This window comes from Mesorhizobium sp. M0816, assembly GCF_040320005.1.
Taxonomy (GTDB): domain Bacteria; phylum Pseudomonadota; class Alphaproteobacteria; order Rhizobiales; family Rhizobiaceae; genus Mesorhizobium.
Genome location: NZ_JAMYOT010000002.1, coordinates 410,391 through 436,444, shown reverse-complemented (window position 1 = coordinate 436,444; position 26,054 = coordinate 410,391). Strand labels below are relative to the sequence as shown.

At 64.1% G+C, this 26,054-nt stretch carries 22 protein-coding genes; 10 read left to right on the top strand and 12 right to left on the bottom strand.

What is annotated here, in order from left to right:
- Positions 1–177 precede the first annotated feature (177 nt).
- The 5 genes from NKI17_RS04200 to NKI17_RS04180 all read left to right on the top strand — a co-directional run bounded on the left by NKI17_RS04200 (position 178) and on the right by NKI17_RS04180 (position 5,197).
- Entirely contained in the window at positions 178–402 is a 225-nt protein-coding gene (locus NKI17_RS04200) for an aa3-type cytochrome c oxidase subunit IV (RefSeq protein ID WP_352522521.1), read from the top strand.
- Positions 403–483: 81 nt separating this feature from the next.
- Positions 484–1,758 carry a Re/Si-specific NAD(P)(+) transhydrogenase subunit alpha gene (locus NKI17_RS04195; RefSeq protein WP_352578573.1) on the top strand — a complete coding sequence of 425 codons (1,275 nt, stop codon included), beginning with the start codon at positions 484–486 and terminating at the stop codon, positions 1,756–1,758.
- Entirely contained in the window at positions 1,758–2,180 is a 423-nt protein-coding gene (locus tag NKI17_RS04190; protein ID WP_502894421.1) for an NAD(P) transhydrogenase subunit alpha part 2, read from the top strand. Before NKI17_RS04195 ends, NKI17_RS04190 begins: the two co-directional genes overlap by 1 nt.
- A 6-nt stretch (positions 2,181–2,186) precedes the next feature.
- Positions 2,187–3,584, top strand: a complete 1,398-nt coding sequence (locus tag NKI17_RS04185) for an NAD(P)(+) transhydrogenase (Re/Si-specific) subunit beta (protein ID WP_352454727.1) — start codon at positions 2,187–2,189, stop codon at positions 3,582–3,584.
- Positions 3,585–3,676: 92 nt separating this feature from the next.
- Positions 3,677–5,197 (top strand): hypothetical protein, encoded by a 1,521-nt coding sequence (locus tag NKI17_RS04180; RefSeq protein WP_352905431.1) that lies wholly within the window; start codon positions 3,677–3,679, stop codon positions 5,195–5,197.
- A gap of 99 nt (positions 5,198–5,296) precedes the next feature.
- Here NKI17_RS04180 and NKI17_RS04175 read toward each other — a convergent pair whose 3' ends face one another.
- From NKI17_RS04175 to NKI17_RS04160, 4 genes are all read right to left on the bottom strand, one after another.
- Complete coding sequence (locus NKI17_RS04175; RefSeq protein WP_352568378.1) at positions 5,297–6,214, bottom strand: hypothetical protein; 918 nt, start codon at positions 6,212–6,214, stop codon at positions 5,297–5,299.
- Positions 6,215–6,459: 245 nt separating this feature from the next.
- Positions 6,460–8,931 (bottom strand): DNA topoisomerase (ATP-hydrolyzing) subunit B, encoded by a 2,472-nt coding sequence (gene gyrB, locus NKI17_RS04170; RefSeq protein ID WP_352568377.1) that lies wholly within the window; start codon positions 8,929–8,931, stop codon positions 6,460–6,462.
- A gap of 146 nt (positions 8,932–9,077) precedes the next feature.
- On the bottom strand, positions 9,078–11,744 hold the full coding sequence (locus tag NKI17_RS04165; RefSeq protein ID WP_352905430.1) for a caspase family protein: 2,667 nt from the start codon (positions 11,742–11,744) through the stop codon (positions 9,078–9,080).
- 58 nt (positions 11,745–11,802) lie between these two features.
- On the bottom strand, positions 11,803–12,372 hold the full coding sequence (locus NKI17_RS04160) for an NADPH-dependent FMN reductase (protein ID WP_023676267.1): 570 nt from the start codon (positions 12,370–12,372) through the stop codon (positions 11,803–11,805).
- 184 nt (positions 12,373–12,556) lie between these two features.
- Here NKI17_RS04160 and NKI17_RS04155 point away from each other — a divergent pair, with 184 nt between their 5' ends.
- Complete coding sequence (locus NKI17_RS04155; protein ID WP_352645393.1) at positions 12,557–13,930, top strand: cytochrome P450; 1,374 nt, start codon at positions 12,557–12,559, stop codon at positions 13,928–13,930.
- Positions 13,931–13,951: 21 nt separating this feature from the next.
- On the opposite strand, the gene NKI17_RS04150 is transcribed toward NKI17_RS04155, so the two are convergent.
- Positions 13,952–14,926: a complex I NDUFA9 subunit family protein gene (locus NKI17_RS04150; RefSeq protein ID WP_023676268.1), complete on the bottom strand. Its 975-nt coding sequence runs from the start codon at positions 14,924–14,926 to the stop codon at positions 13,952–13,954.
- Between the two features lie 230 nt (positions 14,927–15,156).
- Here NKI17_RS04150 and NKI17_RS04145 point away from each other — a divergent pair, with 230 nt between their 5' ends.
- Positions 15,157–15,429, top strand: a complete 273-nt coding sequence (locus NKI17_RS04145; RefSeq protein ID WP_352614391.1) for a hypothetical protein — start codon at positions 15,157–15,159, stop codon at positions 15,427–15,429.
- Between the two features lie 57 nt (positions 15,430–15,486).
- Here the strand turns inward: NKI17_RS04145 and NKI17_RS04140 are convergent, their stop codons facing one another.
- The 5 genes from NKI17_RS04140 to NKI17_RS04120 all read right to left on the bottom strand — a co-directional run bounded on the left by NKI17_RS04140 (position 15,487) and on the right by NKI17_RS04120 (position 19,959).
- Entirely contained in the window at positions 15,487–16,488 is a 1,002-nt protein-coding gene (locus tag NKI17_RS04140; protein WP_352905429.1) for an Ldh family oxidoreductase, read from the bottom strand.
- A 113-nt stretch (positions 16,489–16,601) separates the two neighbouring features.
- Positions 16,602–17,426 (bottom strand): ABC transporter permease, encoded by an 825-nt coding sequence (locus NKI17_RS04135; RefSeq protein WP_502894420.1) that lies wholly within the window; start codon positions 17,424–17,426, stop codon positions 16,602–16,604.
- Positions 17,426–18,091, bottom strand: coding sequence for an ABC transporter permease (locus NKI17_RS04130; RefSeq protein WP_352578586.1), 666 nt, complete (start codon positions 18,089–18,091; stop codon positions 17,426–17,428). Before NKI17_RS04130 ends, NKI17_RS04135 begins: the two co-directional genes overlap by 1 nt.
- Before the next feature lie 212 nt (positions 18,092–18,303).
- Positions 18,304–19,098 carry a transporter substrate-binding domain-containing protein gene (locus NKI17_RS04125; protein WP_352568373.1) on the bottom strand — a complete coding sequence of 265 codons (795 nt, stop codon included), beginning with the start codon at positions 19,096–19,098 and terminating at the stop codon, positions 18,304–18,306.
- A gap of 51 nt (positions 19,099–19,149) precedes the next feature.
- Positions 19,150–19,959, bottom strand: a complete 810-nt coding sequence (locus NKI17_RS04120; protein ID WP_352839943.1) for an ABC transporter ATP-binding protein — start codon at positions 19,957–19,959, stop codon at positions 19,150–19,152.
- Positions 19,960–20,176: 217 nt separating this feature from the next.
- Here NKI17_RS04120 and NKI17_RS04115 point away from each other — a divergent pair, with 217 nt between their 5' ends.
- Genes NKI17_RS04115 through NKI17_RS04105 form a run of 3 tightly spaced genes read left to right on the top strand, consistent with a single transcriptional unit; the run spans position 20,177 to position 23,367 of the window.
- On the top strand, positions 20,177–21,025 hold the full coding sequence (locus tag NKI17_RS04115) for a dimethylarginine dimethylaminohydrolase family protein (RefSeq protein WP_352840036.1): 849 nt from the start codon (positions 20,177–20,179) through the stop codon (positions 21,023–21,025).
- Positions 21,022–22,602, top strand: a complete 1,581-nt coding sequence (locus tag NKI17_RS04110; protein WP_352905428.1) for a 5-guanidino-2-oxopentanoate decarboxylase — start codon at positions 21,022–21,024, stop codon at positions 22,600–22,602. The genes NKI17_RS04115 and NKI17_RS04110 overlap by 4 nt, the downstream gene beginning before the upstream one ends.
- Before the next feature lie 57 nt (positions 22,603–22,659).
- Positions 22,660–23,367, top strand: a complete 708-nt coding sequence (locus NKI17_RS04105) for an SDR family NAD(P)-dependent oxidoreductase (RefSeq protein WP_023676277.1) — start codon at positions 22,660–22,662, stop codon at positions 23,365–23,367.
- Positions 23,368–23,471: 104 nt separating this feature from the next.
- Here NKI17_RS04105 and rpsA read toward each other — a convergent pair whose 3' ends face one another.
- Both rpsA and cmk read right to left on the bottom strand, forming a co-directional pair.
- Positions 23,472–25,169 (bottom strand): 30S ribosomal protein S1, encoded by a 1,698-nt coding sequence (gene rpsA / locus NKI17_RS04100; RefSeq protein ID WP_023676278.1) that lies wholly within the window; start codon positions 25,167–25,169, stop codon positions 23,472–23,474.
- A 205-nt stretch (positions 25,170–25,374) separates the two neighbouring features.
- Positions 25,375–26,025, bottom strand: coding sequence for a (d)CMP kinase (cmk, locus tag NKI17_RS04095; protein WP_352568370.1), 651 nt, complete (start codon positions 26,023–26,025; stop codon positions 25,375–25,377).
- Positions 26,026–26,054: the final 29 nt, after the last annotated feature.

The following is a 26,054-nucleotide window of genomic DNA, read 5'->3' as shown; positions in this document are numbered from 1 at the left end:
GCCTCGTTTTCAGGCTCGGGTCAGTCATAACCGCTGCGCATGTTGCGCCACATCATTGACGCAGCGATTTCCAGTTTCGCTTGAGACAGTTGGCTGCGGCGATGCGGCAATAGCGCCATTGCCCTTAACGCGGCTTTTCGCTATGTGCCTGAAAGATGTCTTCGAAGGGGTATTCCTATGGCTGAACACACGCCGACCGGTCCTGTCGAACTGGGCGCGAAGATGGACTATGCCGAGCACGACCGCACCTATGCCGGCTTTGTGATGCTGGCCAAATATGGGTCGCTATTTTGCGCCGCCGTGCTTCTGGCCATGGCGTTCGGCTTCTTTGTGGGCGGCTTCTTCTCGGGGACTATCCTGTTCGTGCTGATCCTGGCCGTCGGCGCCTTTATTCTCCGATAGACTCCTCCAACCTTTGTCGAGGGCGCCGCCGGTGGCCGGCCGGCGTCTTGGGTAACGGGTTCCGGCCGAAAGGATCATGCGGTGGGACAGACGGTTTTCATCCCTCGTGAGCTCGACGCGAACGAGCCGCGCGTCGCGGCCTCGCCCGACACGGTGAAACGGCTGGCGGCGCTGGGTTTCGGCGTGGTCGTCGAAGCCGGCGCAGGCACTGCTTCGCGCATTCCCGACGAGGAGTTTGCCAAGGCCGGCGCCGCGATCGGCAAGGCCGGCGATGTTTCCAGGGCTGATGTCGTGCTGAAGGTGCGCCGGCCGAGCGATGCCGAGCTGAAAGCCTATCGGCCGGGCACTGCCGTCATTGCCATCATGGATCCATATGGCAACGATGCTGCCGTCGCCGCGCTGGCCAAGGTTGGTGTTACTGCCTTTTCCATGGAGTTCATGCCGCGCATCACCCGTGCCCAGTCGATGGACGTCCTGTCCAGCCAGGCGAACCTCGCCGGCTATCAGGCAGTGGTCGACGCGGCTGCCGAATATGACCGGGCACTGCCGATGATGATGACGGCCGCCGGCACGGTACCGGCGGCGAAGGCCTTCATCATGGGCGTCGGCGTCGCCGGTCTGCAGGCCATCGCCACCGCGCGCCGCCTCGGCGCCGTGGTCACCGCCACCGATGTGCGCCCGGCCGCCAAGGAGCAGGTTGCCTCGCTCGGCGCAAAATTCCTGGCGGTCGAGGACGAGGAGTTCAAGGCGGCCGAGACGGCCGGCGGCTACGCCAAGGAAATGTCAAAGGAGTATCAGGCCAAGCAGGCGGCGTTGACCGCCGAGCACATCGCCAAGCAGGACATCGTCATCACCACCGCGCTGATCCCCGGCCGTCCGGCGCCGAAGCTGGTCTCGGCGGCGATGGTCGCCTCGATGAAACCCGGCTCTGTGATCGTCGACCTCGCGGTCGAGCGCGGCGGCAATGTCGAGGGCGCCGAAGCCGGCAAGGTGGTGACCACGGCCAACGGGGTAAAGATCGTCGGCCATCTCAACGTTCCCGGTCGCGTCGCCGCCTCCGCTTCGCTTCTCTATGCCAGGAACCTCTATGCCTTCCTCGAGACGCTGGTCGACAAGGCGGCGAAGACGCTTGCCATCAACCACGACGACGAACTGGTCAAGGCGACGATGCTGACCGATGCTGGCAAGATCGTGCATCCGGCTTTCGCAAAGGCTGAGCAGGAGCCGCCAAAGGGCCAATATGTCGAACCACCGGCCATTCCGGCCAGGACGATGGTTGCCGAGGCTTCGGCGAAGCCGGCTGCGAAGAAAACGGCCGCTTCGAGGAAGCCCAAGACCACCGGAGGGATCGCGTGATGGACCAGACCCTGCAGAAAGCCCTCGACCAGCTCGACGAGGCGACAGCTGCCGTGCGGCTCGCGGTGCAGAACCTGGCGGCCGCGCCCGGCACCGAGGCGGCGGGTGACGCCGCTCACGCGCTGTCCGGCGGTGCCATCGATCCCTTCGTCTTTCGCTTCGCCATCTTTGTCCTGGCGATCTTCGTCGGCTACTACGTCGTGTGGTCCGTCACGCCGGCACTGCACACGCCGCTGATGGCGGTCACCAACGCCATTTCCTCCGTCATCGTCGTCGGCGCGCTGCTGGCCGTCGGCATCTCGGCCTCAGGGCTTGCCACCGGCTTCGGCTTCGTTGCGCTGATGCTGGTATCGGTCAACATCTTCGGCGGTTTCCTCGTCACCCAGCGCATGCTGGCCATGTACAAGAAGAAGGAAAAGTAGGCCGCTATGAACGCCAACTTCGCCTCCTTTCTCTATCTGGTCTCCGGCATACTGTTCATCCTGGCATTGCGCGGCCTGTCGCATCCGACCACCAGCCGCCAGGGCAACATGTACGGCATGATCGGCATGGGCATCGCCATCGCCACGACGCTGGCGCTGGCGACCCCTTCGGCCGGGCGCTTCGGCCTCATAGTGCTCGGGCTGCTGATAGGCGGCTCGGCCGGTGCGGTCACGGCACGGCGCATTGCCATGACCTCGATGCCGCAGCTGGTCGCCGCCTTCCACTCGCTGGTCGGTCTTGCCGCGGTCATGGTGGCGGCCGCCGCCATCTATGCACCGGAAAGCTTCGGCATCGGCACCGTCGCCGATATTCATGCCCAGGCACTGATCGAGATGAGCCTCGGCGTTGCCATAGGTGCCATCACCTTCACCGGCTCGGTCATCGCCTTTTTGAAGCTCGACGGCCGCATGTCGGGCAAGCCGATCATGATCGGTGGCCGCCACTTCATCAACGCGGCCCTGGGCATTGCGCTGATCGTGCTGATCGTGCTGCTCGTCACCGCCGAGTCCAAGGTGGTGTTCTGGCTGATCGTTGCCGCCTCGCTGGTGCTGGGTGTGCTTCTCATCATCCCGATCGGTGGCGCCGATATGCCGGTGGTCGTGTCGATGCTGAATTCCTATTCGGGCTGGGCCGCGGCCGCCCTGGGCTTCACGCTCGGCAATCTGGCGCTGATCATCACCGGCGCGCTGGTCGGCTCGTCGGGCGCCATCCTGTCTTACATCATGTGCAAAGGCATGAACCGGAGCTTCATCTCGGTCATCCTCGGCGGCTTCGGCGGCGAGACATCAGCCATTGCCAACGACGGCATCGAGCGCACGGTCAAGCAGGGCTCGGCCGAGGATGCCGCCTATCTGATGATGAATGCGCAAAAGGTCATCATCGTGCCGGGCTACGGCATGGCCGTCGCCCAGGCGCAGCACGCGCTGCGCGAGATGGCCGACAAGCTCAAGGCCAACGGCGTCGACGTCAAATACGCCATCCACCCGGTTGCCGGCCGCATGCCCGGGCACATGAACGTGCTCTTGGCCGAAGCCAACGTGCCTTATGACGAAGTGTTCGAGCTGGAGGACATCAACTCTGAGTTCGCGCAGGCCGACGTCGCCTATGTCATCGGGGCCAATGACGTCACCAATCCCTCGGCTCGTGACGACAAGTCCTCACCTATCTACGGCATGCCAATTCTCGACGTCGACAAGGCGCGCACCTGCCTGTTCGTCAAGCGCTCGCTCGGCTCCGGCTATGCCGGCATCGACAACACGCTGTTCTACAAGGACGGCACCATGATGCTGCTCGGCGACGCCAAGAAGATGACCGAGGAGATCGTCAAAGCGATGGATCACTGAAACGGCGTCGCTGCCAACTCACTGCCGATCGTCGAATACAGCCAGGCTCCGCGCCGGGCTTTTTCTTGGCTGTTACCGGTTCTGAAGCTACGATGCCGACCCGTCGTCTTGCTAACGGAGTCATCGTGGAGGTGCTGGTGCCCGACCCTGGTTCTGCTGCATCGCCGGCCGCCGATCTGACCGCAGCAGAGAAGGCGCCACGCAAGCGCAGCCAGGCGGTAGTGGTCGTGCACGGCATGGGCGAGCAGCGGCCCATGGACACGTTGAGGGAGTTTGTCCAGGCCGTATGGAGCCACGATCCGGCCCGGGCACCGTTCTATGCCCATGTCCCCGATCCGGCCGACCCGATGGGTGCGAAGATCAACCAGAGCTGGATCACGCCCGACAGCCGGACCAATTCGCACGAACTCCGCCGGATCACCACGCCCTATGATGTCGATGGCCGCCGCACCGATTTCTACGAGCTTTACTGGGCCGACATCACCCAGGGCACGACCCGAAGCCGCCTTGCTGCCTGGGTGACGACCCTGCTCTGGCGCAAGCCGGCCGATATTCCGCGCGATGTGCTCAAACTCTATGTCGTCACGCTTTTGGCCACCATCGTCGTCCTCGGCGCGGCGCTGGCGCTCGCAACGTCGACCTGGCAAGGCTACATCTCCTGGACGACCGGTGTGCTTGTCACGGTTCTGGCGTCGTTCGTCATCTGGTCGGTGGACCAGTTTGGCTTGCCTTATTTCGGCGACGTCGCCGCCTATGTGCGGGCCGAAGCGGCAACGGTCGAGAAGCGGGCGCTGGTCCGCGAGCGTGGCCTCAAGCTGCTGAAGCGTCTCATGATGGACGATGCCTATGACCGCATCGTGCTGGTCTCGCACAGCCTCGGGTCGATCATCGCCTATGATCTGTTGCAGATATTGTGGGCCGATTTCAGGCCTAGAAAGTTGGAAGCCATTCGCGACAAAGCGAGGCTGAAGGCGATCCACGCCGTCGACAAGGCGACGCTGGCCGCCGATGCCTCCGCTTGGCCCGACAGCCTCGATGACCTCCCCGCATTCCGGCGCAGCCAATGGGAGCTCTACCGGCAGCTTCGCGTCGGCGACGCCGATCATCCGCTGCCGTGGAAGATCAGCGATTTCGTCACGCTCGGCAGTCCGCTGACCCACAGCGAGTTTCTAGTGACCTACAACCTCGCCGAACTCAGGCGCGGCATCGCCGAGCGCCTGTTTTCGGCATGCCCGCCGATCGCCGACAGGGCGGCGGGCGGGACCATGCTCTACCAGGAAGGGCGCAGCCATTCCGGCAAGCCGCAGCGGGCGGTGCATCATGGCGCGGTGTTTGCCGCGACGCGCTGGACCAATATTTTCGACAGGGGCAATGGCTGGCTGACCGGCGACCCGATTTCAGGGCGGATGACGGAAAATTTTGGTCCCGGCGTGGAAAACATCCAGGTCGAGCTGCGCGGCTCGGGCGGCCGCGTCTTCACGCACAGGCTCTACTGGTCGCTGACGGCGAGCGGCGTCGAGGTCAACGCGCCGGCCGGCGTACAGCCGCGCTCGCACCTTGCCGTGCTGCGCGATGCGGTCGATCTCGGCCGCAAACTGGAAGCTGAGCTGTAGGCGGCGAGCAGCGCACGACAATGCCGCGGCGGCAGTTCAAAGCAAGGTCCCCTTCGGGCGTAATCTTCCCGAAGCGGACCGAGTTCGCTTAGTCACCGATCAACGACTGGTCAGGAAAATCGCTTCCTCGTCGTCGCGCTGCCTGCCGCCAAGTGCTGCAGCCGCGCTGGCAATGAAGGCCCCGACGACCAGCGACAGCGCGCCAATCAGCGAGAAGGTGGCGCCTGCCTTTCTGGCGGTGTCGGCCGCCTGCTGGGCCTTGACCTTGGCGTCCTGCGCTCTGGCGATTACCGCATCGACGCGAGCGGTGGCATCCGCTTCGGACAGGCCTGTGCGGGCGGCCACCAGCCGCGACAGATAGGTCTTGTCGTCGGCCGATATTTCGCCTGCTGCGGCACTCGCGATCAGAATGCGCGATGCCTGCGCCGTTGCCGCGGCGTCGCTCTCCGGATTGGCGGCAGCGAGCCTTGCCGGATCGGCCGGGCGGAACAGCGTATCGACGAAATACGATGTGGCGTTGTCAGTCGAGGCGCTACCCGCGTTTGCAGCAGCACCTGCCGAAGCGCCCATTGCCGCGCCCGATGCCACAGTCGAAGCAGCCTGGACACCGGTACCTATCGCGGCCGAAAGCGCCGTGCCGAGCACGCCGGCGACGAGCAGCGTCGCCAGCGCCCAGGCCAGGAAGCCGTGAGCGGTATCGCGGAAGAAGACTTCATCGGTGTGGATGCCGACCCATTTGGTGCGCAGGCGTCCGGCGAGGTAGCCGCCCAGGGCCGACGACAGCCACTGCACGACGATCAGCCAGACGGCGGTGGAAACGGCGAAAGTGGTGACTGACGCACCCGAGCCGGACCATGGCGACACCATGCTCAGCCCAAGCCCGGAGCCGAGCAGCATCAAGATGAAGGTAAGCGTCGACGCAGCAAAGGCGCCGGCGACGATTGGCCCCCAGCTGACAGCAGTGGAAGCGGATTCCGTCGGGGCGGAAACGTCGACAGCTGTTACGGTGGACTGCATCGAAGCCTCCCTACCGTGCGAACAGCATGATCAGAATAATGATCGGAATTGGGACTCCGAGAAGCCAGAGCAAAATGCCACGTCCCATGGATGCCTCCTGCGGCGATTGTGATCGACTACAATGCCTTGAAAGCCTTTCCGTTCCGGCGGTCCTGGTGATCTTTGTTGCGTTGCAGCAGTCGTATTGGTGCGCCTTGGCGCACCAATACACTTCATGCCTGCTGGCTGGGTATCTGGATGGCGGCTCAGATGTCCAGATTGGCGACCGACAGTGCGTTTTCCTGGATGAATTCGCGCCTTGGCTCGACCTCGTCGCCCATCAGCCGTGAAAACAAGCTGTCCGCATCAGTCGCGTCATTGACCTTGACCTGTAACAGCGAGCGCACATTCGGGTCGAGCGTCGTTTCCCAGAGCTGCTCGGCGTTCATTTCGCCAAGGCCCTTGTAGCGCTGCATGGTCAGGCCCTTGCGGCCGGTGGCAAACACGGCATTGAGCAGTGCCAGCGGCCCCGAAATGGTTTCCGAGACATCCTTGCGGCGCAGCACCGGCGGCTCGCCGTAGATTTCCGCCAGGCGCGGCGCATAGCGGTCGAGCTGGCGTGCGTCGGCGGAATTGATCAGCGCCAGGTCGAGATGCGCGAACTCCTTGACGCTGCGCACCGTTCGCTCGAAGACATAGCCGCCAATGCCCTCGTTCGAGGTCGACATGCGGCCGATCCAGCCGCGCTCGGTATCCTCGGCGATAATGTCGAGACGACGGGCAACACGCTCGGCCGTCTCGTTGGCGCGGCGGAGGTCGGTGAAGATCTCCGGGTTGAGCGCGCCGGCAATCGCTGCCTGCTCGACCACGCCTCTGTTATAGCGCGTGTGCAATCCGTTGATGAGCTGGCGGACAGCCAAGGCGTCGTCGATGGCACTGCGCAGGTCCTGCCCGGCCCGCACCTCGCCTGTGCTGAGCGCAAGCGACGCTTCTTCCAGCCCGGAGCCGATCAGGAATTCCTCGAAGGCGGCTTCGTCCTTGATGTATTGCGAGCTCTTCCCGCGCGTCACCTTGTAGAGCGGCGGCTGCGCGATGTAGAGATGACCGCGTTCGATCAGTTCCGGCATCTGGCGGAAGAAGAAGGTCAGCAGCAAGGTGCGGATGTGGGCGCCGTCGACATCGGCGTCGGTCATCAGGATGATCTTGTGGTAGCGCAGCTTGTCGGCGTTGAACTCGTCCTTGCCGATCGAGGTGCCGAGCGCGGTGATCAGCGTGCCGATCATGTCGGAGCCGAGCATGCGGTCGAAGCGGGCGCGCTCGACATTGAGGATCTTGCCGCGCAGCGGAAGAATGGCCTGGTTCTGGCGCGAACGGCCGCCCTTGGCCGAGCCGCCGGCGCTGTCGCCTTCGACGATAAAGATCTCGGATTTCGCCGGATCGCGCTCCTGGCAATCGGCCAGCTTGCCGGGCAGCGAGGTGACGCCGAGCGAACTCTTGCGGGTGATGTCGCGTGCCTTGCGCGCGGCTTCCCGCGCGGCAGCGGCCTGGATGACCTTCTCGATGACCGCCTTGCCCTCGGTCGGGTGCTCCTCGAGCCAGGTGCCGAGCGCTTCGTTGACAAGCCCTTCGACCACCGGGCGGACCTCGGACGACACCAGCTTGTCCTTGGTCTGCGAGGAGAATTTCGGGTCGGGAACCTTGACCGACAGCACCGCGGTCAGCCCTTCGCGGCAATCATCGCCGATCAGCGCCACTTTTTCCTTCTTGGTCAGGCCCGAGGAGTCGCCATAGCCGGTTATCTGGCGCGTCAGCGCACCGCGGAAGCCTGCCAGATGCGTGCCGCCGTCGCGTTGCGGGATGTTGTTGGTGAAGGCCAGCACGTTTTCATGGTAGCTGTCGTTCCACCACATGGCGACTTCGACCGTGATGCCGTCGCGCTCGGCGCGGATCGAGATCGGCTTGTCGAGCAACGGCTTCTTCGTCCGGTCGAGATATCGGACGAACTCTTCCAGCCCGCCATCGTAGTGCAGTTCATGGCGCACGATGTCGGCATGGCGGGCATCGGTCAAAACGATGCGCACGCCGGAGTTCAGGAAGGCGAGCTCGCGCAGCCGATGCTCCAGCGTACCGTAGTCGAATTCGACCATGGTGAAAGTCTCGGACGACGGCAAAAACGTGATTTCGCTGCCGCTGCGCCCTTCATAGGTGCCGGGGACCTTGTCTTGTTCATAACTGCCGGTGATGCGCAGCGGCGCGTCGGCATTGCCATGCGTGAAACTCATCTCGTAGATATGGCCGTTGCGGCGGATCTTCAGTTTCAGCCAGGCCGACAGGGCGTTAACGACCGACACGCCGACGCCGTGCAGGCCGCCTGAGACCTTGTAGGAGTTCTGGTCGAACTTGCCGCCGGCATGCAGCTGCGTCATGATCACTTCGGCCGCTGAAATGCCTTCGCCGGTGTGGATATCGGTCGGAATGCCGCGGCCATTGTCGATGACCGTCACCGATCCGTCCGGATTGAGCGTCACCGTCACCAGGTCAGCATGGCCGGCCAGTGCTTCGTCGATGGCGTTGTCGACCACCTCATACACCATGTGGTGCAGGCCCGAGCCGTCGTCGGTATCGCCGATATACATGCCCGGCCGCTTGCGAACGGCATCCAAGCCCTTCAAAACCTTGATGGAATCGGCGCCGTATTCGGCTTCAACGCCGTTGGCGATGTCGGTCTGGTCGCTCATGAAAACCTGTCTGATTGATGCCGTGTGCAGAGCGCGAAAAATCGGCTTCGAATCGCGCATTTCTAATGTCGTAGATATAGGCGCAAAAGGCGGTTTTTCCAAGGTTTGCAGGCATTTCGGAACGGAATGGCCATCGCGTGAGCCGGCTACCGGCGCCTGGCTTCGATCCTGGCCAGCCGCTCACGTAAAAACTTGATCATGAACTTGTGGCGCGGTGCCAACCGGCCGCTCCGGTCGAGCTCGAGCGTCATGTCGAGCGCCTTGGAAAGCACAGCCTTCGGGTCCTTTGCGACTTGGGCGTAGTCGATATAGGCGACCACCAGGTCGCGCTGCCAGGTGGCGTTGTCCGGATCGGACCGGGCAAGTTTCTGACGAATGGCCAGGCTGTCCTGAAGGGCTTGCCGGGCGCCCCTGACGTCGCGCTGCCTGAGGCGCACCGTGGCGACTTCGGACAGCGTTATCGACAAGTCCCGTTGCCAGTCGGAATTGGCGGGATCGAGCTTGGCCAGCCTCTGCGCAATCGCGTAGCTGTCCAGATAGGCTTTCAGCGCGCCTTTGTGGTCGCCCTGTATCGCCAGGACGCCGGCGACTTTCTCGATGCACACGGACAGGTCGCGCTGCCATTCGGTGTTGTTCGGGTCGCCGGCGGCGAGCACGCTGGCCTGCGAAAGTGCCTCACGATAAGCCGAAAGTGCCGCCGGCCAGTTCTGCTGGTCGCTTAGCGCATTGCCGATTTTGGCGTTGCCGACCGACAGGTCGCGCTTCAACTCGGTGTCGTCCGGATCGCGTTTCGCCAGTTGCTTGACGATCGCCAGACCTTCCTTGTAGGCCGCCAGCGCCCCGGCGGCGTCGCCGCGTTCGCGCAGCAGGTCGCCTATCGTATCGTGGCTGACCGAGACGTCACGCTGCCGGTCGGCGTCTCCCGGTTTGTCCGCCGCCAGCGCCAGCCGCACCTTCAGGCTCTCTTTATAGGCCGCCTGTGCGTTGTCCAGTTGGCCTGCGATATGGGCAAGGTGACCGATCTCATCGTAGGTGATGGTCAGGTCGCGCTGCAGTTCGGCACGGTCGGGCTCTCCGGCGGCGAGCTGCTTCTTGATCGACAGGCTTTCCTGGTAGACCTCTGCGGCGCCGGCCAGATCGCCTTGCGTCGCCAATACGTTGCCGATCTTGTCGTCGGCCATGGCGAGGTCGCCGAACCACTCCAGATTGTCCGGTTCTGCCTCGGTCAGGCCCTGCAGAATGGTCTTGGCGGTCTCATAATTCTGCAGCGCTGACGGCAGATTGCCTTGCGCCATCCGCACGTTGCCGAGCTTGACGTGGCTGACGGCGAAGTCGCGCTTCACGTTGGGATCGGTTTCATGATGCGACCGCCGCTCGAGATCGGCTTGCAGCGCCTCGAAGGCACGGCCGGCCGCATCGATATTGCCGACCGTGGTATAGAGCTTGCCGAGCTCGTCCAGCGTGCGGATCAAGCGGTCGGCGTCGTCGAGCGACAGCACCACCTGTCCGGCTTCGCCATAAAGCGCCAGCACGGATTCATAATCCTTGATGGCTGTGGCGTAGTCGAGGTCGGCGCGCGCGGCCCCGCCGGACAGATAGCGCGTTGCGGCCTCGGAGAGCGTGCGGCTGACGAAATTGGCCTTCAGCGCGTTGCGCGAGACATTGTCGATCTCGGCTGCTTCGGCGAGCTTTTTCCGCGCGGCATCGAACGCTCCCAGCGAAAGCTGCTCTTCGGCCTGCCGGCGCAACGCTGCCACCCGCAGATCGTCGGAGCCAAGGGTCTGCATTTCGCTCCGCACCTTGACGAAGGCGTCGGCTGCCTCACGCAGCCTGGTGTTCAGACTGTCTGCGGAGAGATGGCCGGCATCGGAACTGATCAACGCGCCATAGAGCGGCGCCAGCGGCATATCGGCGTCGCTGGCGATCTTTTCCACCTCGCCGCGCATCGCGGGCGTCACCTCGGCCATGGCAAGCAACAAGCGTTCGCGCTCCGGCAGTTTCTCCTGGGCTGTCGTGGCGAAGAACAGCTGCGGCAGGCCGCTCTCGACATAGGGCAATTGCTTGCCGCGCGAGAGGTCGTAGACCTCCTGTTGCACGAGCGTCAGTACGGAGCGTATCTCGAGCCCATCGGTGCTGAGATATTTCGTCAGCGCCGCGGTGAACGGCGAATTCTGGCCCGTCCCATCCGCTGCGGTCTCGCCCGGCGCCGCCGAAAAGGCAAACAGGATGTTTTCTGCCCGCCCGATGCGGCCAAGGCCCGGCCGGACCTTGTCGCTGACCTCTTTTACCAGCGCCGTTGCGCCGCGGCCTTCGCCGCCCGTAGCCGCAAACGGATCGCTGCGGCAGGCATCGAGCACGATCAGTCCGACCTTGCTGGTGGCGGCGACGGTCGCGCGGATCTCCTCCAGCGGCAGGCTGGTCCTTTCCAGCGTAGCGAGCGACGACGCGTCTGCATCGACCGGCAGGAGCCGATTCTCGCCGGCGATCTCGACGCCGTGGCCGGAGAAGAACACCAGTGCCACGTCGGCGCCTTTGGCATCCTCGCGGAAATCGTCGAGCGCCCGGCGCATGCGCCGCAGGTCGCGGTTGGTTTCGAGGAAGACCTCGAAACCAAGCTTCCTCAGCACCGTTTCCATAACCTCACCGTCATTGACGGGATTGGCGAGCGGCCGGATCAGCCGATAGTCGTTCTCGGCGATGACCAGCGCAACGCGCCGCTCCGCCACGGCAGCGGAGGCCGTCGAGAGGATCAGCAGCAAGGCAAACAGAAAACGCAAATCGAACCGCCCCGGCCCGGTCATTTGCCGGAGCATTCCATCTCTTTATGGCATGAGCAAGTTACGGCATCGGCAAGCCCGGCCGTTCGCGTTGTCAGCCGACCCGCATCGGCTTCAGCGCTTCGCTCCAGCGGAACAACTCGTCCAGCATGGTCCTGGCCCCGCCGAGCACCTGCTCGCTGGGCAAGAAGGCGCCGGTCTCGTCGAGCAGCTTCTGGTACATCGGCAGCGCCACGCCTTCCGGGATCGGCATGACGCCGACGGAGGTCAGCAACGGTTTGACCGCCTGCGCCGCCCGCAGGCCGCCGGAGACACCGCCGTAGCTGAGGATGGCGGCCGGCTTGTATCGCCATTCCCTGAGCAGGTAGTCGACCGCGTTGACGATCGCGGGGGCGGCGAAATAATTGTATTCCGGCGCCACGAAGACGAATGCGTCGGCGGCGTCGATTGCCTTCGACCAGGCTTTCGTGTGGCTGTTTTCGTATTTGCCCAGTCTCGGATGATGCGGCTCGTCCAGCACCGGCAGGTTGAAGGCCGCGATGTCGGTGAGCACCGGCTCGAATTTGCCGTGCTCGCGCGCAAAGCTCTCCAGCCAATTTGCGAAAACCGGCCCGGCGCGGCCCGGCCGCGTGCTGCCGATGATGACGTTCAACTGGTGCTTCAAGGCAGGCTCCCGCCGGTTAGTGGCATCTGTGGTGCTGCCACCTAAGACACGCAGCCGGACACAGCAAGCAGGCACTTTCCGGTGCCCCGGTCACATTCCAGAGAGCGGATGCTTCGCCTTGTCGTCCGGTCACATGGACGCCTGCCTTGCCCGCCACTACATTGAGGTGTCAGCGGAGCAAGCCATGGACAGTCAGCCCGTCCCCTTCGTCCCGCCGGCGCCGAAGCCGCGCACAGCGCCGCCCTCGACGCTGGAGATGATCCGCATCGTCTACCGCAATCCGCTCGAACTGTGGGGCGAGCCGACCTATAACGAGCCCTGGATTTCGGTGACCGGCGTCGGCGGGCCGCTGGTCATCGCCAACGATCCCGGCCTCATCCGCCATGTGCTCGTCGATAACGCCAAGAACTACAAGATGGCGACGGTGCGTCAGAAGATATTGCGGCCAATCCTGCGCGACGGCCTGCTGACCGCCGAAGGCGAAGTGTGGCGGCGTTCGCGCAAGGCGATGGCGCCGGTGTTCACGCCGCGCCACATCTTCGGCTTCGCCGAGCCGATGCTGAAACGCACGCTCGAATTCGTCACCCGTTACGAGCAAGGTGGCACGTCGGACATCGCCCACGACATGACGCTGCTCACCTTCGACATCCTGGCCGAGACACTGTTTTCGGGCGAGATATCGGGCGAGCCCGGTAGCTTCGCCAAGGAGATCGATCGCCTGTTCGAGACCATGGGCCGGGTCGATCCGCTCGACCTTTTGCGTGCGCCCGACTGGCTGCCGCGCCTGACCCGCATCCGCGGCCGCAAGACCATGGCCTACTTCCGCAAGATCGTAACCGACACGGTGCAGATGCGCGAGGCGCGGCTGAGGCGCGCTCCGGACACCGTGCCGCAGGATTTTCTCACGCTGCTGTTGAAGGCGGAGGGACCGGGCGGGCTGACCCGGGCCGAGGTCGAGGACAACATCATCACCTTCATCGGTGCCGGCCACGAGACTACGGCCAGGGCGCTCGGCTGGACGCTCTACTGCCTTGCCGAAGCGCCGTGGGAGCGCGAAAAGATCGAGCACGAGATCGATGCGGTGTTGGCGCGTGAGCCCGACCCGACGAAATGGCTCGACGCCATGCCGCTCACCCGCGCCGCCTTCGACGAGGCGCTCAGGCTCTATCCGCCGGCGCCGTCGATCAACCGCGAACCGATCGAGCCCGAAACCTGGAACGGCCTCTACATACCGCGACGTGCCGCGGTGCTGGTGATGCCGTGGGTCGTCCACCGCCATCGGAAATTGTGGGACCGGCCGGACGCTTTCATGCCGGAACGCTTCCATCCGGGAAACCGCGAAAAGATCGATCGTTTCCAGTATTTGCCGTTCGGCGCCGGCCCCCGCGTCTGCATCGGCGCCAGCTTCGCCATGCAGGAGGCGATCATCGCGTTGGCGATCATGCTGTCGCGCTACCGTTTCGACGCCACCGCGGAAACCCGCCCCTGGCCGGTGCAGAAGCTGACGACGCAGCCGCAAGGCGGCCTGCCGCTGCAGGTCACCCGGCGCGGCTCGTAGGCAACCGCACGTCCGCTCGTGTTATGCGGCGGACTTGCGTTGGAACTGGCCGGCGGCGCGGTAGCGCCAGAGATAGCTTGGCAGGATGGTTCCGATCGAACGCGGCTGGATACCGAGGCCGGCGAGCGTCCTGTTGTCCTTGACGGCGGCATCCGACACGACATTGTGCTGGCGCAACAGCAGGACCTGGTCCTTGGTCAACAACGGATTGGGCAGCAGCCCGAGAATTGATGCCTGGAGGTTCGCCAGCCACCATGGCACGGGCAGCAAAAACCGCTTGCGTTCGATGATGACAAGCAGCTCTTGCATGCATTCCTTGAAGGTAAGCACCTGCGGCCCGCCGAGTTCATAGATCCGGCCGCCCTGGACCTTGCCGTCGACCGAGTGCGCCACCGCTTCGGCGACGTCGCCGACATAGACCGGCTGGAATTTCGTCTGCCCGCCGCCGATCAGCGGCAGCACTGGGGAAAAACGGGCCATGTTGGCAAAGCGGTTGAAGAAACCGTCCTCCGGCCCGAAATTGATCGATGGCCGCAAGATCACGGCGTCTTGGACCGTCTCAAGAACGGCCTTTTCGCCGAGCGCCTTGGTACGCGCGTAGTCCGATTGCGCGTGGAGGTCCGCTCCCAGAGCCGAGATGTGGGTGAGGCCGGCGCCGACGGCGCGCGCCGCTTCGGCAATAGCGCGCGCGCCGAACTCGTGGACGGCAGTGAATTTCTGCCGGCCGGCCTCATGCGCGATCGCCACCAGATTCACGACATGGTCGGCGCCTTGCACGGCGCGGTCGACCGACCAGCGCACCCGGACATTGGCCTGCACCGGCTGGATCTGCCCGACATTGCCAAGCGGCTGCAGGTGCCCGGCGAGATCGGGCCGACGGCAGGCGACCCGGATGCGGTAGCCGCGCTTGGCCAGCGCCCGCACGACATGACGACCGACAAAGCCGGAGCCGCCGAACACGACGACGAGCTTTGGGGTCTGCAGGATTTCGGTCATGGCTGGCTCCGGCGGGCTATCCAGATGGCTTGATTGAAGCCGTTTCATAGTCGGTTTCGCGCCAAAGGCAAAGGGCGACCATAGGTCGCCCGGCACTGTTGAAGCATGATTTTCCGGATCCGTTCGAAACGGCAGAAAACCCGCCGACGTAACGCCATTCGGGACAGGAACCTTTGTTCCGGCCGGCGATTTTAGATGTATGATTTGATTCCGAATGGAGGATATTGCCGATGACGACAAAACGCGTTGCGATCTTCGCTCTGGCTTTCGCAACAGGCTGCAGCATTGGTGCCTCGGCATTCGCGGCAAATCGGCATCACCACCAAGCTCAACCCGAACGCTACGTTCCTGCCAACGGCGACATCATCGACATTCTGTTCGGTGGCCCGCGCTACTATGACAACCACCTGTTCACGACGGCCGCCGAACCCTGCTCCTACAACAGGGTAGGACCGGACGCGAATGCGGTGAACGTCATCAACGATCATCATTGCGGGAAGTAGGCTCGCGCTGCCGGATCGGCCGGCCTCGTCAGCCGCTCATCGGACAAACGAATTTCTTCAGGACGAATAGCGCGCGGCGAATTCGGAAATGCGTTGCACCACGGCTTTCGGCGCGCTTATACCGCGCGCCGCCGCCTTCTCCGCGGCCTCGGCCCGGGCACGTCCCGGCACATGCACGCCATAGCGCCGCCGCAGCCGGTCGAGCTGGTCCTTCATCCGTTTCTCGAAGTCCGGATCGAGCAGCTTGGGCTCGACGGCGAGCACGAACAGGCCGGTCCCCGGACTGTCCGGCCCGCCGCTGAACCATGGCGCATCGAGCGACCAGTTGGCGCCCGACAGGCCCGCAGCCAGCACCTCGACCATCAGCGCGATGTTGGCGCCGCGCTGGCCGCCGAAGGCAAGCATGGCGCCCTTCATGGCAGCTGCCGGGTCCGTGGTCGGATTGCCGCTGGCATCCAGTGCCCAGCCTTCGGGTATCTTCTTGCCGTCCTCGACCGCCTTGCGGATGTTGACGAAGGCGGTGGCGCTCGACGACTGGTCGATGACCAGCGCCGCCCCGTCCGCGGCGGGTGCCGCAAAGGACATCGGGTTGGTGCAGTAGACCGGCTTGACGGAGCCCGAGCCGGCAAGCACGGCCGGGCCGTTGGTGGCGGCGAACGACACCAATCCCTGCGCGGCCAGCCGTCCGGTGAAATAGCCGAGCGCGCCGCACGTATAGGCATTCTTCTGCGAAAAGATGGCGACGCCGAACAGCCGCGCCGCCTTGGCGAGGTCATCGATCGTGCGGTCGAAACCGGTATGCGCTAAGCCGCCGCGCGCATCGGAGAGATAGACCGCGAGCGCCGGCCTGGTGATCACCGGATCGGCGTTGCCGTCGATACGGCCGGCCTCCAGTGCTTCAAGATAATCGATAAAGTGCGACAGCCCGACGATCGACAGTCCTTCCGCCTCGGCCGCGACGATCGAGGCAGCCAGCGACTGCGCCGCCTCTTCGTTGGCGCCGGCGCCAAGTGCGGCCATCCGGCACAGCCCTGTCGCCTGGTCGAGACTGAGTTGCATTGTGATTGCCATGGATATCTGAGAGGGAATGGGTGAATGGTGAATGGTGAGTGGGATTTAGCCGGTAACACTACGGGCTACTCACTACCGACCATTCACCATTCACCATTCACCTAACCAATCTTGTTCGGAATCCGCGCCTCGATCTTGCCCAGGGTGAAGACGAGGATGCCGGTGATCGCCATATAGATCAACGCCAGGAGCAGCAAGGGTTCATAGGTGAGGTAGGTATCCTGACGCACCTTTGAAGAGACGGCGAATATATCGATCACGCTGATGGTCGCCACCAGCGGCGTCGATTTCAGCTGCAGCACGGTTTCGCCCGTCAGTGTCGGCAGCGCGCGGTAGAAGGCCTGCGGCAGCCAGATTCGCTGGAAAATCCTCCAGCGGCTCATGCCGAAGGCGCGGGCGGCTTCCAATTGGCCTTTCGGCACGCCGGCGAAAGCGCCTCGCATCACCTCGCCCTCATAACCGGCGAAGGACAGCGTCAGCCCGAGGACGCCATAGGGCCATGCCTGCCTCAGATAGGGCCACATCCAAGACTCGCGAATCCATGGATATTGTGGAAACAGCGAGCCCAGCCCGTAATAGAGCAACCAGAGCTGCAGCAGCAGCGGCGTCCCTCTGATGACGGTGCAGAAGACCTTGGCGGGTGCCGCGAACCAGAACGAGCCGGCAGCCTGCGCCAGACCGAGCGGCACGGCGAGCAGGAAACCCAGCGTGCAAGTGACGGCAAGAATCCACAGCGCGCGCCAGATGCCGAGCAGTCCTATCCCATAATATTTCGGCAGCCAGTCCCAGCGCATGAAGACGGCCGCCGCCAAAACCAGCCCCAGCGCGATCAGGATCAGCACGATACGATGCGGCTTCAGCCACAGCGAAGCGCGTGCGGCTATCTCGACGGCCGCCGCTTCGCCAGTCATCGCCGGGTCAGCCATCACCGGGCCTCCTTGAGCGACGGCATGCCGCGGCGGGCCCATGTCTCGATACGGCCGATGATCAGATTCGAAACCAGCGTCAACAGAAGGTAGATCGCGCCGGCGGCGATAAAGAATGTCAGATAGGCTTTGGTGACGCCGGCCGCCTGCCGTGTCGCCAATGTCAGCTCGAAAAAGCCGACGACCGCCAGCAGGGCGGTGTCCTTGGTGGCGATCAGCCAGAGATTGGCAAGGCCGGGTATGGCGAACGGCAGCATCGCCGGCAGCGTGATGCGCCGCAGCAGCAGGCCGGGAGACATGCCATAGGCGCGCGCGGCTTCGATCTGGCCCTGCGGAATGGCAAGAATCGCGCCGCGGATCACCTCGGTCGAATAGGCGCCCTGGACGAAGCCGAGCACGGCAATGCCGGCCGCCAGCCCGCTAATGTCCATGCGCTGATAGCCCATTGCCGTCAGCATCTGATTGATCAGGTCGGTGCCGGCGTAATAGAGCAGAAGGATCAGCACCAGCTCCGGCACGGCGCGCACGACGGTCGTATAGACTGCCAGGAGATCGCGCACCACCGGACCACCATACAGCTTGCCGGAGGCGCCGCCGATGCCGATCAAAAGGCCGAGACCGGTGGCGCCGACCGCGATCTCGATCGTATGGAGCAGCCCGACGATGAGCGTTCCACCCCAGCCCGGCGGCACGGGCGAGAGAAGCGCGATGGCAGAGGCGGCCCAAGCCGGAACAAATGCGTCGATCAGCGTCGCCCTCGAATTGCTGGCGCTAAAACCGCCGGCGATCTCCGCCCGCGGAAGCTCGCGTCGATGGATTTCGACGAACCACGCGGCTCTATCGGGGCCGCGTGGTTAATCGCTCATGGATGAGGCCGTCAGTTCGACTGCGTGTCGGCACCGTAAATGTCGAAGTCGAAGTACTTCTTCGAAATCTCGTCATATTTGCCGTTGGCGCGGATGGCCTTGATGCCGGCGTTGATCTTTTCCTTCAACTCGGAGTCTTCCTTGCGGACGCCGGCGCCGACGCCGGGCCCGAGAATGGCCAGATCCGGCGCGACCATCCCTTTCAGATCGCAGCATTGCTTGCCCTGGTCCGATTTCAGGAAGGCGTCGAGGGCGATGGAATCGGCCTGCACCGCGTCGACCCGGCCGGCGGCAAGATCCTGGTTGGCCTCGTCCTGGGTCTGGTATTCCTTGATTTCCGCCGCGTCGGCGAAGTGCTTCTTGGCGTAGTCGGCGTGTACGGTCGAGACTTGGACGCCGATGATCTTGCCCTTGAGGTCCTCCGGTGTTGAGCCGAACTTCTGGTCCTTCGGCCCGATGATCGCAGTCGGGGTGTTGTAATATTTGTCCGAGAAGGCGATCGTCTTCTCGCGCTCGGCGGTGATCGACATCGAGGCGGCGATAAGATCGATCTTCTTGGTCGTCAGCGCCGGAATGATGCCGTCCCAGGCGACGGGGGTGATGACGCAGTCGAGCTTCTCCTCGGCGCAGACGGCATCGATGAATTCGATCTCCCAGCCGACCCATTTGCCGGAAGCGTCCGGCGAGGCGAAGGGCGGATAGGGTTCGGCGGCGACGCCGATCTTGACCGGATCGGCCTTGGCCACGCCCATCGCGGCAACGCCGAGCAGCAGCGCTGCGGCAAAGGTCTTGAGAATAATCTTCATCGTCATGACTCCCAGTTTTGTTGTTGTTCCCGGTTTTCGTCCGCCCACAGTTTAACTGATGTTGCGGATGAACTGCTTCAGCCTTTCGGATTTCGGCGCGCCGAAGATCTGTTCCGGCGGCCCTTCTTCCTCGACCAGCCCGTTGTGGAGGTAGACGACATGCGTCGCGACCTCGCGGGCAAACTTCATCTCATGGGTGACCAGCACCATAGTGCGGCCTTCGCGCGCCAGGTCGCCGATCACCTTCAGCACCTCGCCGACCAGCTCCGGATCGAGCGCCGAGGTCGGCTCGTCGAACAGCATGACGCGCGGGTTGATGGCCAACGCCCTGGCAATCGCGGCGCGCTGCTGTTGGCCGCCTGACAGATAGGCGGGATAGACGTCGCGTTTTTCGGCCAGGCCGACGCGGGCGAGCAATTGTTCCGCCTCGCCGATCGCCACATCGCGCTTGACGCCGAGCACATGCACGGGAACCTCGATGACGTTCTCGATCAACGTCATGTGGCTCCACAGATTGAAGTTCTGGAAGACCATGCCGAGCTTGGAGCGGATGCGTTCGATCTGCTTGCGGTCGGCGGGCACGGTGTGGCCGTAGCTGTCGGCCTTCAGCTTTATCTCTTCGCCATTGACCCGGATGATGCCGCTGGTCGGGTTCTCCAGGCAGTTGATGCAGCGCAGCAGCGTCGATTTGCCCGAGCCGCTGCCGCCGATGATGGCGATCACCTCGCCATCGCGCGCCGACAGCGAAACGCCCTTCAATACATGCAGCTTGCCGAAACTCTTGTGCAGGTTCTCGACGTGGATGGCTTCGGCAGCGCCGTTCTGCGCCGTATGCTTCAGGGCGGTGGCCGGCGCCGTCATCGTCGCGGCGCCCCGCGGAGCAGCCGAGGCAGTGCTTGCTGGAATTTTTTACCCATTACCCGTCACTGGACAGCGTTCCGATTCTCAAGATGGACCGTTCCGCTTGCCTCCGTCAACCGCAGTTTTTGGACCATTGATCACGGCCTGCCGAGTGGCTATTGGCAGGAGGGGCGCGTTTCAGGAGAACTTAGTGGGCAAAGCATACGGGTCGCAGTCGATGGCCGGGCCGCTGCAGCGCGTGCTGATGCGCTCCGCCGCCAGCGCCATGCGTCGGGCCGAAGCGCTGGAGTGGCACTATGGCCCCGGCTTCGATCCACAAAAAGCGGCAGCCCAGCATGATGCACTGGCCAGGCTGATTTCTGTCTCAGGCGCCGAAATCGAATGGCTGAGCGACGCCGATGACGGGCTTGCCGATTCGGTCTTTACCCACGATCCGTCACTGATGACCGACCATGGCGCGGTCATCCTTGCCATGGGCAAGGCGCTGCGCCGGCCAGAGCCCGGCCTGCACGAGACAGCCTACCGGCGGATGGGCATCCCCATCCTCGGCCGTATCGAGGCTCCCGGCCAGGTCGAGGGCGGTGACTGCGTGTGGGTGGATGCAAACACGCTGGCCGTCGGCCGCGGCGTGCGCACCAATCAGCACGGCATCCAGCAGCTCTCCAACCTGCTTTCACCCAAGGGCATCCAGGTCTATGGCTTCGACCTGCCGCTCTGGCAGGGCGAGGAGGCCTGCCTGCATCTGATGTCGGTGATCAGCCCGCTCGCAGACGATCTGGCGCTGGTCTATGCGCCCCTCCTGCCGGTCGCCTTCCACCAGATGCTGCGCGAACGCGGCATTCGGCTGGTCGAGGGCGACGCCGACGAATTCTTCGCCTCGAATGGGCTCAGCCTGAACGTGCTGCCGACCGCGCCGCGCCAGGTTATCGCCGTTGCCGGTTTTCCGAAGACGGCGGCTGCCATGCAAGCCGCCGGCTGTACGGTCTCGACATTCGAGGCCGATGCGCTGTGCATTGCCTGCGAGGGCGGCCCTACCTGCCTCACGCGCCCGGTGCTAAGACAATGACGACCATCGGCGAAGCGCTCATCACCTTGCTCGAAGCGCACGGCGTCGACACCGTCTTCGGCATTCCCGGCGTACACACGGTCGAGCTCTATCGCGGGCTTGCGCGATCGAAGATCCGTCACGTCACGCCGCGCCACGAGCAGGGCGCCGGCTTCATGGCTGACGGCTATGCGCGCGCCAGCGGCAGGCCGGGTATCGCCTTCGTCATCACCGGGCCGGGGCTGACCAACACCATCACCGCCATGGGTCAGGCGCGCGCCGATTCGGTGCCGATGCTGGTAATCTCGGGCGTCAACGCCACACCGACGCTGGGCAAAGGCCTTGGCCATCTGCATGAACTGCCGGACCAGCGCGGCATGATGGAGAAGGTGGCGCTGTTTTCGCACCGTGTCACCGAGGCCGGCGAACTGCCCGGCGTGCTAGCCCGCGCCTTTGCGCTGTTCTCATCCTCGCGTCCGGGTCCGGTGCATATTGAGATCCCGACCGATGTCATGACCATGCCGGCCAACGGCATCGTGCCGCTGCTGCGGAATTCAGCGCCGCCCGGGCCGGATGTGGCGGCGATTGCCGAGGCGGCAAGGCTGTGCGCGTCTGCCCGCCGGCCGCTTATCCTGGCCGGCGGCGGCGCCAAAGCGGCCGAAGCGCCGTTGCAGCGCCTTGCCGAGAGGTTGGGAGCGCCGGTCGTCCAGACCGCCAATGCGCGCGGCCTGCTCTATCGTCATCCACTTGGCGTGCCGGCCAGCCCCAGCCTGAAGGCGGTGCGTGCGCTGATCGCCGATGCCGACCTGGTCATTGCCGCCGGCACCGAATTCGGTCCGACCGACTATGATGGCTATGGCGACGGCGGTTTTGTCCTGCCCGCCAACCTGATCCGCATCGACATCGGCGCCGACCAGCTTGCCCGCCGGCCTGCGCGGATTTCGATCCAGGCCGATTGCGGAGCGGCGCTCAAGGCGCTGCTTGCCGAAATCGGCACGCACGAGACGCCATTGGATGATGGTTCAGCCCGCGCCGCCGCGACGCGGCAGGCGGCCTTTGCCGAGATTGGCCCGGCCATGCAGGCGCAACTGCGCGCCGTCGAGACGATCCGCGATGCGCTGCCTGGCGCGATCATCGTCGGCGATTCGACCCAGCCGGTCTACGCCGCCAACCTCTATTACGATCACGACCGGCCGGGCGGCTGGTTCAACGCGGCCACCGGCTTCGGCGCGCTCGGCTATGGCCCGCCGGCGGCGATCGGTGCCGTCCTTGCCAGGCCTGAGGCGCCGGTCGTTTGCCTCACCGGCGACGGCGGCTTCCAGTTCACCCTGCCGGAACTGGGCGCCGCGCTCGACGCTGCGGCGCCGGTGATCTTCACAGTCTGGAACAATCGTGGCTACCGCGAGATCGAAACCTCGATGCTCGACGTCGGCGTCGAGCCGGTCGGCGTCTCCCCGGCACCGCCGGATTTCTGCAAATTGGCCGAAGCCTACGGCATTGCCGCCGAGCGGATTTCCGGCACCGGCGGCTTGGCGGACGCGCTTGGGCGCGCGCGGGCGACTGGACGACCTTACGTCATCGAGATTTCGGTTGAGTGATCGCGCGAAAGGCGCGACCTTCCGCATCGGCGGCGCGCAATGACGGAGCGGTCGAATATGACGGAAACACTGGACGGCAGACATATCGTGGTGACCGGCGGCACCGGTGCCCTTGGCGGCGCGGTCGTAGGAAAACTGCTGGAGCAGGGCGCGATCTGCCATGTGCCCAATGCCCACGCTGCCGCGCCTGCGCATTTTCCCTTTCCGGCGCATGACCGCGTCAGGCTGGCGCACAATGTCGACCTTGCCGACCCTGCCAAGGTCGACGCCTTCTATGCCAGCGTTCCAGATTTATGGGCATCGGTGCATCTTGCCGGCGGCTTCACCGCGGCGCCGGTCGAGAAGATCGAACCCGCCTCCTTCGCCGAGATGATGGACACCAATGCCCGCACCACCTTTCTGTGCTGCCGCGCGGCGATACGCTCGATGCTGGGATCTTCCGTGCCGGGCCGCATCGTCAATGTCACCGCGCGAGCCGGGCTCGATCCGCGGCGCGGCTCCGGCAAGGTGGCCTACGCCGCCGCCAAGGCGGCAGTCGCCGCGATGACCGTGGCGATAGCCGAAGAGCTGAAGGGCAACGGCATCCTGGTCAACGCCGTGGCGCCTTCGACGCTCGACACGCCGGCCAACCGGGCTGACATGCCGAACGCAGATTTCAGTAGATGGGTCAGCCTTGAAGCGGCGGCCGAGGCCATTGCCTACCTTGCCTCGCCGGCCAACATGGCGATCAGCGGCACGCTGGTGCCACTCTACGGCCGGGCCTGAGCCTGCGATCCGTCGCAAGCAAAGGTCACAAGCAAAAGCCCCGCCGGATCGTTCCGGCGAGGCTTTTTGTTTCGTTTATAACCCGCGCGAGGCGCGGTGTTGGCTTAGCTGCCCTGCTTCTTCAGCGCGGCACCCAAAATATCGCCCAGCGAAGCGCCGGAATCGGTTGAGCCGTACTGAGCGACCGCTTCCTTCTCTTCGGCGATTTCCAGCGCCTTGATCGAGACCTGCAGCTTGCGGGTCTTCTTGTCGAAGGCGATGACGCGGGCGTCGACCTTCTGGCCGACGGTGAAGCGCTCGGGGCGCTGCTCGTCGCGGTCACGGCTGAGGTCGGAGCGCTTGATGAAGGTCTCGATGCCGCTGTCGACCAGCCGCACTTCCAGACCGCCATCCTTCACGCCGATAACCTCGCAGGTGACGACTGCGTTCTTGCGCAGTTCGCCTGACGTCGCTGCTTCGCCGACCGTGTCCTTGGCCAGCTGCTTGATGCCGAGCGAGATGCGCTCCTTGTCGATGTCGACGTCGAGCACCTGCGCCTTGACCATGTCACCGCGATTGTACTCCTCGATCACCTGCTCGCCCGGACGGGTCCAGTCGAGGTCGGAAAGGTGGACCATGCCGTCGACGTCGCCTTCGAGGCCGATGAACAGGCCGAACTCGGTCTTGTTCTTGACCTCGCCTTCGACCTGGCTGCCGACCGGATGGCTGCGCGCGAAGGCCTCCCACGGGTTCTCCAGCGTCTGCTTGAGGCCGAGCGAGATACGGCGCTTGGCCGGATCGACTTCGAGCACCACCACGTCGACTTCCTGCGTCGTCGACAGGATCTTGCCGGGATGCACGTTCTTCTTGGTCCACGACATTTCCGAAACGTGGATGAGGCCTTCGATGCCCGGCTCCAGCTCGACGAATGCGCCGTAGTCGGTGATGTTGGTGACGGTACCCTTGATCTTCTTGCCGATCGGGAACTTGGTGCCGATCTCGGACCACGGATCGCTCTCGAGCTGCTTCATGCCGAGCGAGATGCGGTGGGTTTCCTGGTTGATGCGGATGATCTGCACCTTGACCGTCTGGCCGATGTTGAGGATTTCGGTCGGATGATTGACGCGGCGCCAGGCCATGTCGGTGACGTGCAGCAGGCCATCGATGCCGCCGAGGTCGACGAACGCACCATAGTCGGTGATGTTCTTGACGACGCCTTCGACTACTTGGCCTTCTTCGAGGTTCTGCACGATTTCCGAACGCTGTTCGGCGCGGCTTTCCTCGAGCACGGTGCGGCGCGACACCACGATGTTGCCGCGGCGGCGATCCATCTTGAGGATCTCGAAGGGCTGCGGGTTGTGCATCAGCGGCGAGACGTCGCGGATCGGGCGGATGTCAACCTGGCTGCGCGGCAGGAAGGCCACAGCGCCGTCGAGGTCGACGGTGAAGCCGCCCTTGACCTGGTTGAAGATGACGCCTTCGACGCGTTCGCCCTTGGTGAACTTCTCTTCGAGACGGACCCAGCTCTCTTCGCGGCGGGCCTTCTCACGCGACAGCATGGCTTCGCCAAGCGCATTTTCGATACGCTCGACATAGACCTCGACCGTGTCGCCGACCTTGAGCGTCGTGTCCTTGCCCTTGACGCCGAATTCCTTCAGCGGCACGCGGCCTTCGACCTTGAGGCCGACGTCGATGATGGCCATGTCCTTCTCAATGGCGGTGATGATGCCCTTGACGACCTGGCCTTCGCCGGAATGGCCGGCGGAAAATGATTCTTCGAGCAGGCTCGCGAAATCATCGCGAGTGGGATTTGCAACTGACATAGTTTCTCCTGGAATGCCCCGCAATCTGTCGCGGGGCGGGCGCCGTGGGTTAGCGTTGCGTTGGCCTGCCGGCGTTCCGGGCAAAAAGCCCTTGGCCGCCCTTGAGCGGCAATTCCGGCGCATGAAGAATGCTGGCAGGCTGGTTCATACCCGATATGGGAAGTCTTTTTGTCGCCGGCAATCGGCGGCGGCAGGAAAACCCGGCTCAGGCTTCGTTTCTCTTGGCCAGGACATCGTCGATGATCGCCTGAGCTGCCAGAAACGCGGCCTCTATAGCCATTTCCGACGTGTCGAGCAAGTGCGCATCGGCCGCCGGCTTCAAGGGCGAGTCCATGCGGCCCATGTCGCGCTCGTCGCGGCGCACGATATCGGCAAGGATTTCATCGAAATTGGCAGTGCCGCCGATGCTCTCGATTTCATCCAGCCGCCGCTTTGCCCGCACCTCGGCACTGGCCGTGACATAGAGTTTTACGTCGGCATCGGGACAGACGACGGTGCCGATGTCGCGGCCGTCGAGCACCGCGCCAGGCGGTGTTCTTGCGAAGTCACGCTGTTTCTCGACCAGGATGCGCCGCACCGACGGGATCACTGCCACTTTCGAAGCCGCCTCGCCAACGGCGTGTGCCGAAAGCACTGCGCGGTCGAGCTTTGCCAGATCGACCTGCCGGGCCGCGGTTTCGGCGGCCGAAACATTGTCGAGCGGCAGGCCGAGCCGGAGCAGCGAATGCGCCACCGCGCGATAGGTAAGGCCGGTGTCGAGCAGGTTCAGCCGGTAGTGATCGGCCAGCCGCCGGGCAAGGGTGCCCTTTCCGGCGCCGGCAGGGCCGTCGATGGCTATTGTGAAGGTCGGGATCATGGACGACAACAAGCCGAGAACCGGCCTCA

Excerpts from the sequence above, each read along its gene's own strand:
- NKI17_RS04200 (WP_352522521.1), top strand. The coding sequence starts at position 178 with ATGGCTGAACACACGCCGACCGGTCCTGTCGAACTGGGCGCGAAGATG.
- NKI17_RS04190 (WP_502894421.1), top strand. The coding sequence starts at position 1,758 with ATGGACCAGACCCTGCAGAAAGCCCTCGACCAGCTCGACGAGGCGACA.
- NKI17_RS04185 (WP_352454727.1), top strand. The coding sequence starts at position 2,187 with ATGAACGCCAACTTCGCCTCCTTTCTCTATCTGGTCTCCGGCATACTG.
- NKI17_RS04180 (WP_352905431.1), top strand. The coding sequence starts at position 3,677 with ATGCCGACCCGTCGTCTTGCTAACGGAGTCATCGTGGAGGTGCTGGTG.
- NKI17_RS04175 (WP_352568378.1), bottom strand. The coding sequence starts at position 6,214 with ATGCAGTCCACCGTAACAGCTGTCGACGTTTCCGCCCCGACGGAATCC.
- gyrB (WP_352568377.1), bottom strand. The coding sequence starts at position 8,931 with ATGAGCGACCAGACCGACATCGCCAACGGCGTTGAAGCCGAATACGGC.
- NKI17_RS04165 (WP_352905430.1), bottom strand. The coding sequence starts at position 11,744 with ATGCTCCGGCAAATGACCGGGCCGGGGCGGTTCGATTTGCGTTTTCTG.
- NKI17_RS04155 (WP_352645393.1), top strand. The coding sequence starts at position 12,557 with ATGGACAGTCAGCCCGTCCCCTTCGTCCCGCCGGCGCCGAAGCCGCGC.
- NKI17_RS04150 (WP_023676268.1), bottom strand. The coding sequence starts at position 14,926 with ATGACCGAAATCCTGCAGACCCCAAAGCTCGTCGTCGTGTTCGGCGGC.
- NKI17_RS04145 (WP_352614391.1), top strand. The coding sequence starts at position 15,157 with ATGACGACAAAACGCGTTGCGATCTTCGCTCTGGCTTTCGCAACAGGC.
- NKI17_RS04140 (WP_352905429.1), bottom strand. The coding sequence starts at position 16,488 with ATGCAACTCAGTCTCGACCAGGCGACAGGGCTGTGCCGGATGGCCGCA.
- NKI17_RS04135 (WP_502894420.1), bottom strand. The coding sequence starts at position 17,426 with ATGGCTGACCCGGCGATGACTGGCGAAGCGGCGGCCGTCGAGATAGCC.
- NKI17_RS04125 (WP_352568373.1), bottom strand. The coding sequence starts at position 19,098 with ATGAAGATTATTCTCAAGACCTTTGCCGCAGCGCTGCTGCTCGGCGTT.
- NKI17_RS04120 (WP_352839943.1), bottom strand. The coding sequence starts at position 19,959 with ATGACGGCGCCGGCCACCGCCCTGAAGCATACGGCGCAGAACGGCGCT.
- NKI17_RS04115 (WP_352840036.1), top strand. The coding sequence starts at position 20,177 with ATGGCCGGGCCGCTGCAGCGCGTGCTGATGCGCTCCGCCGCCAGCGCC.
- NKI17_RS04110 (WP_352905428.1), top strand. The coding sequence starts at position 21,022 with ATGACGACCATCGGCGAAGCGCTCATCACCTTGCTCGAAGCGCACGGC.
- NKI17_RS04105 (WP_023676277.1), top strand. The coding sequence starts at position 22,660 with ATGACGGAAACACTGGACGGCAGACATATCGTGGTGACCGGCGGCACC.
- rpsA (WP_023676278.1), bottom strand. The coding sequence starts at position 25,169 with ATGTCAGTTGCAAATCCCACTCGCGATGATTTCGCGAGCCTGCTCGAA.
- cmk (WP_352568370.1), bottom strand. The coding sequence starts at position 26,025 with ATGATCCCGACCTTCACAATAGCCATCGACGGCCCTGCCGGCGCCGGA.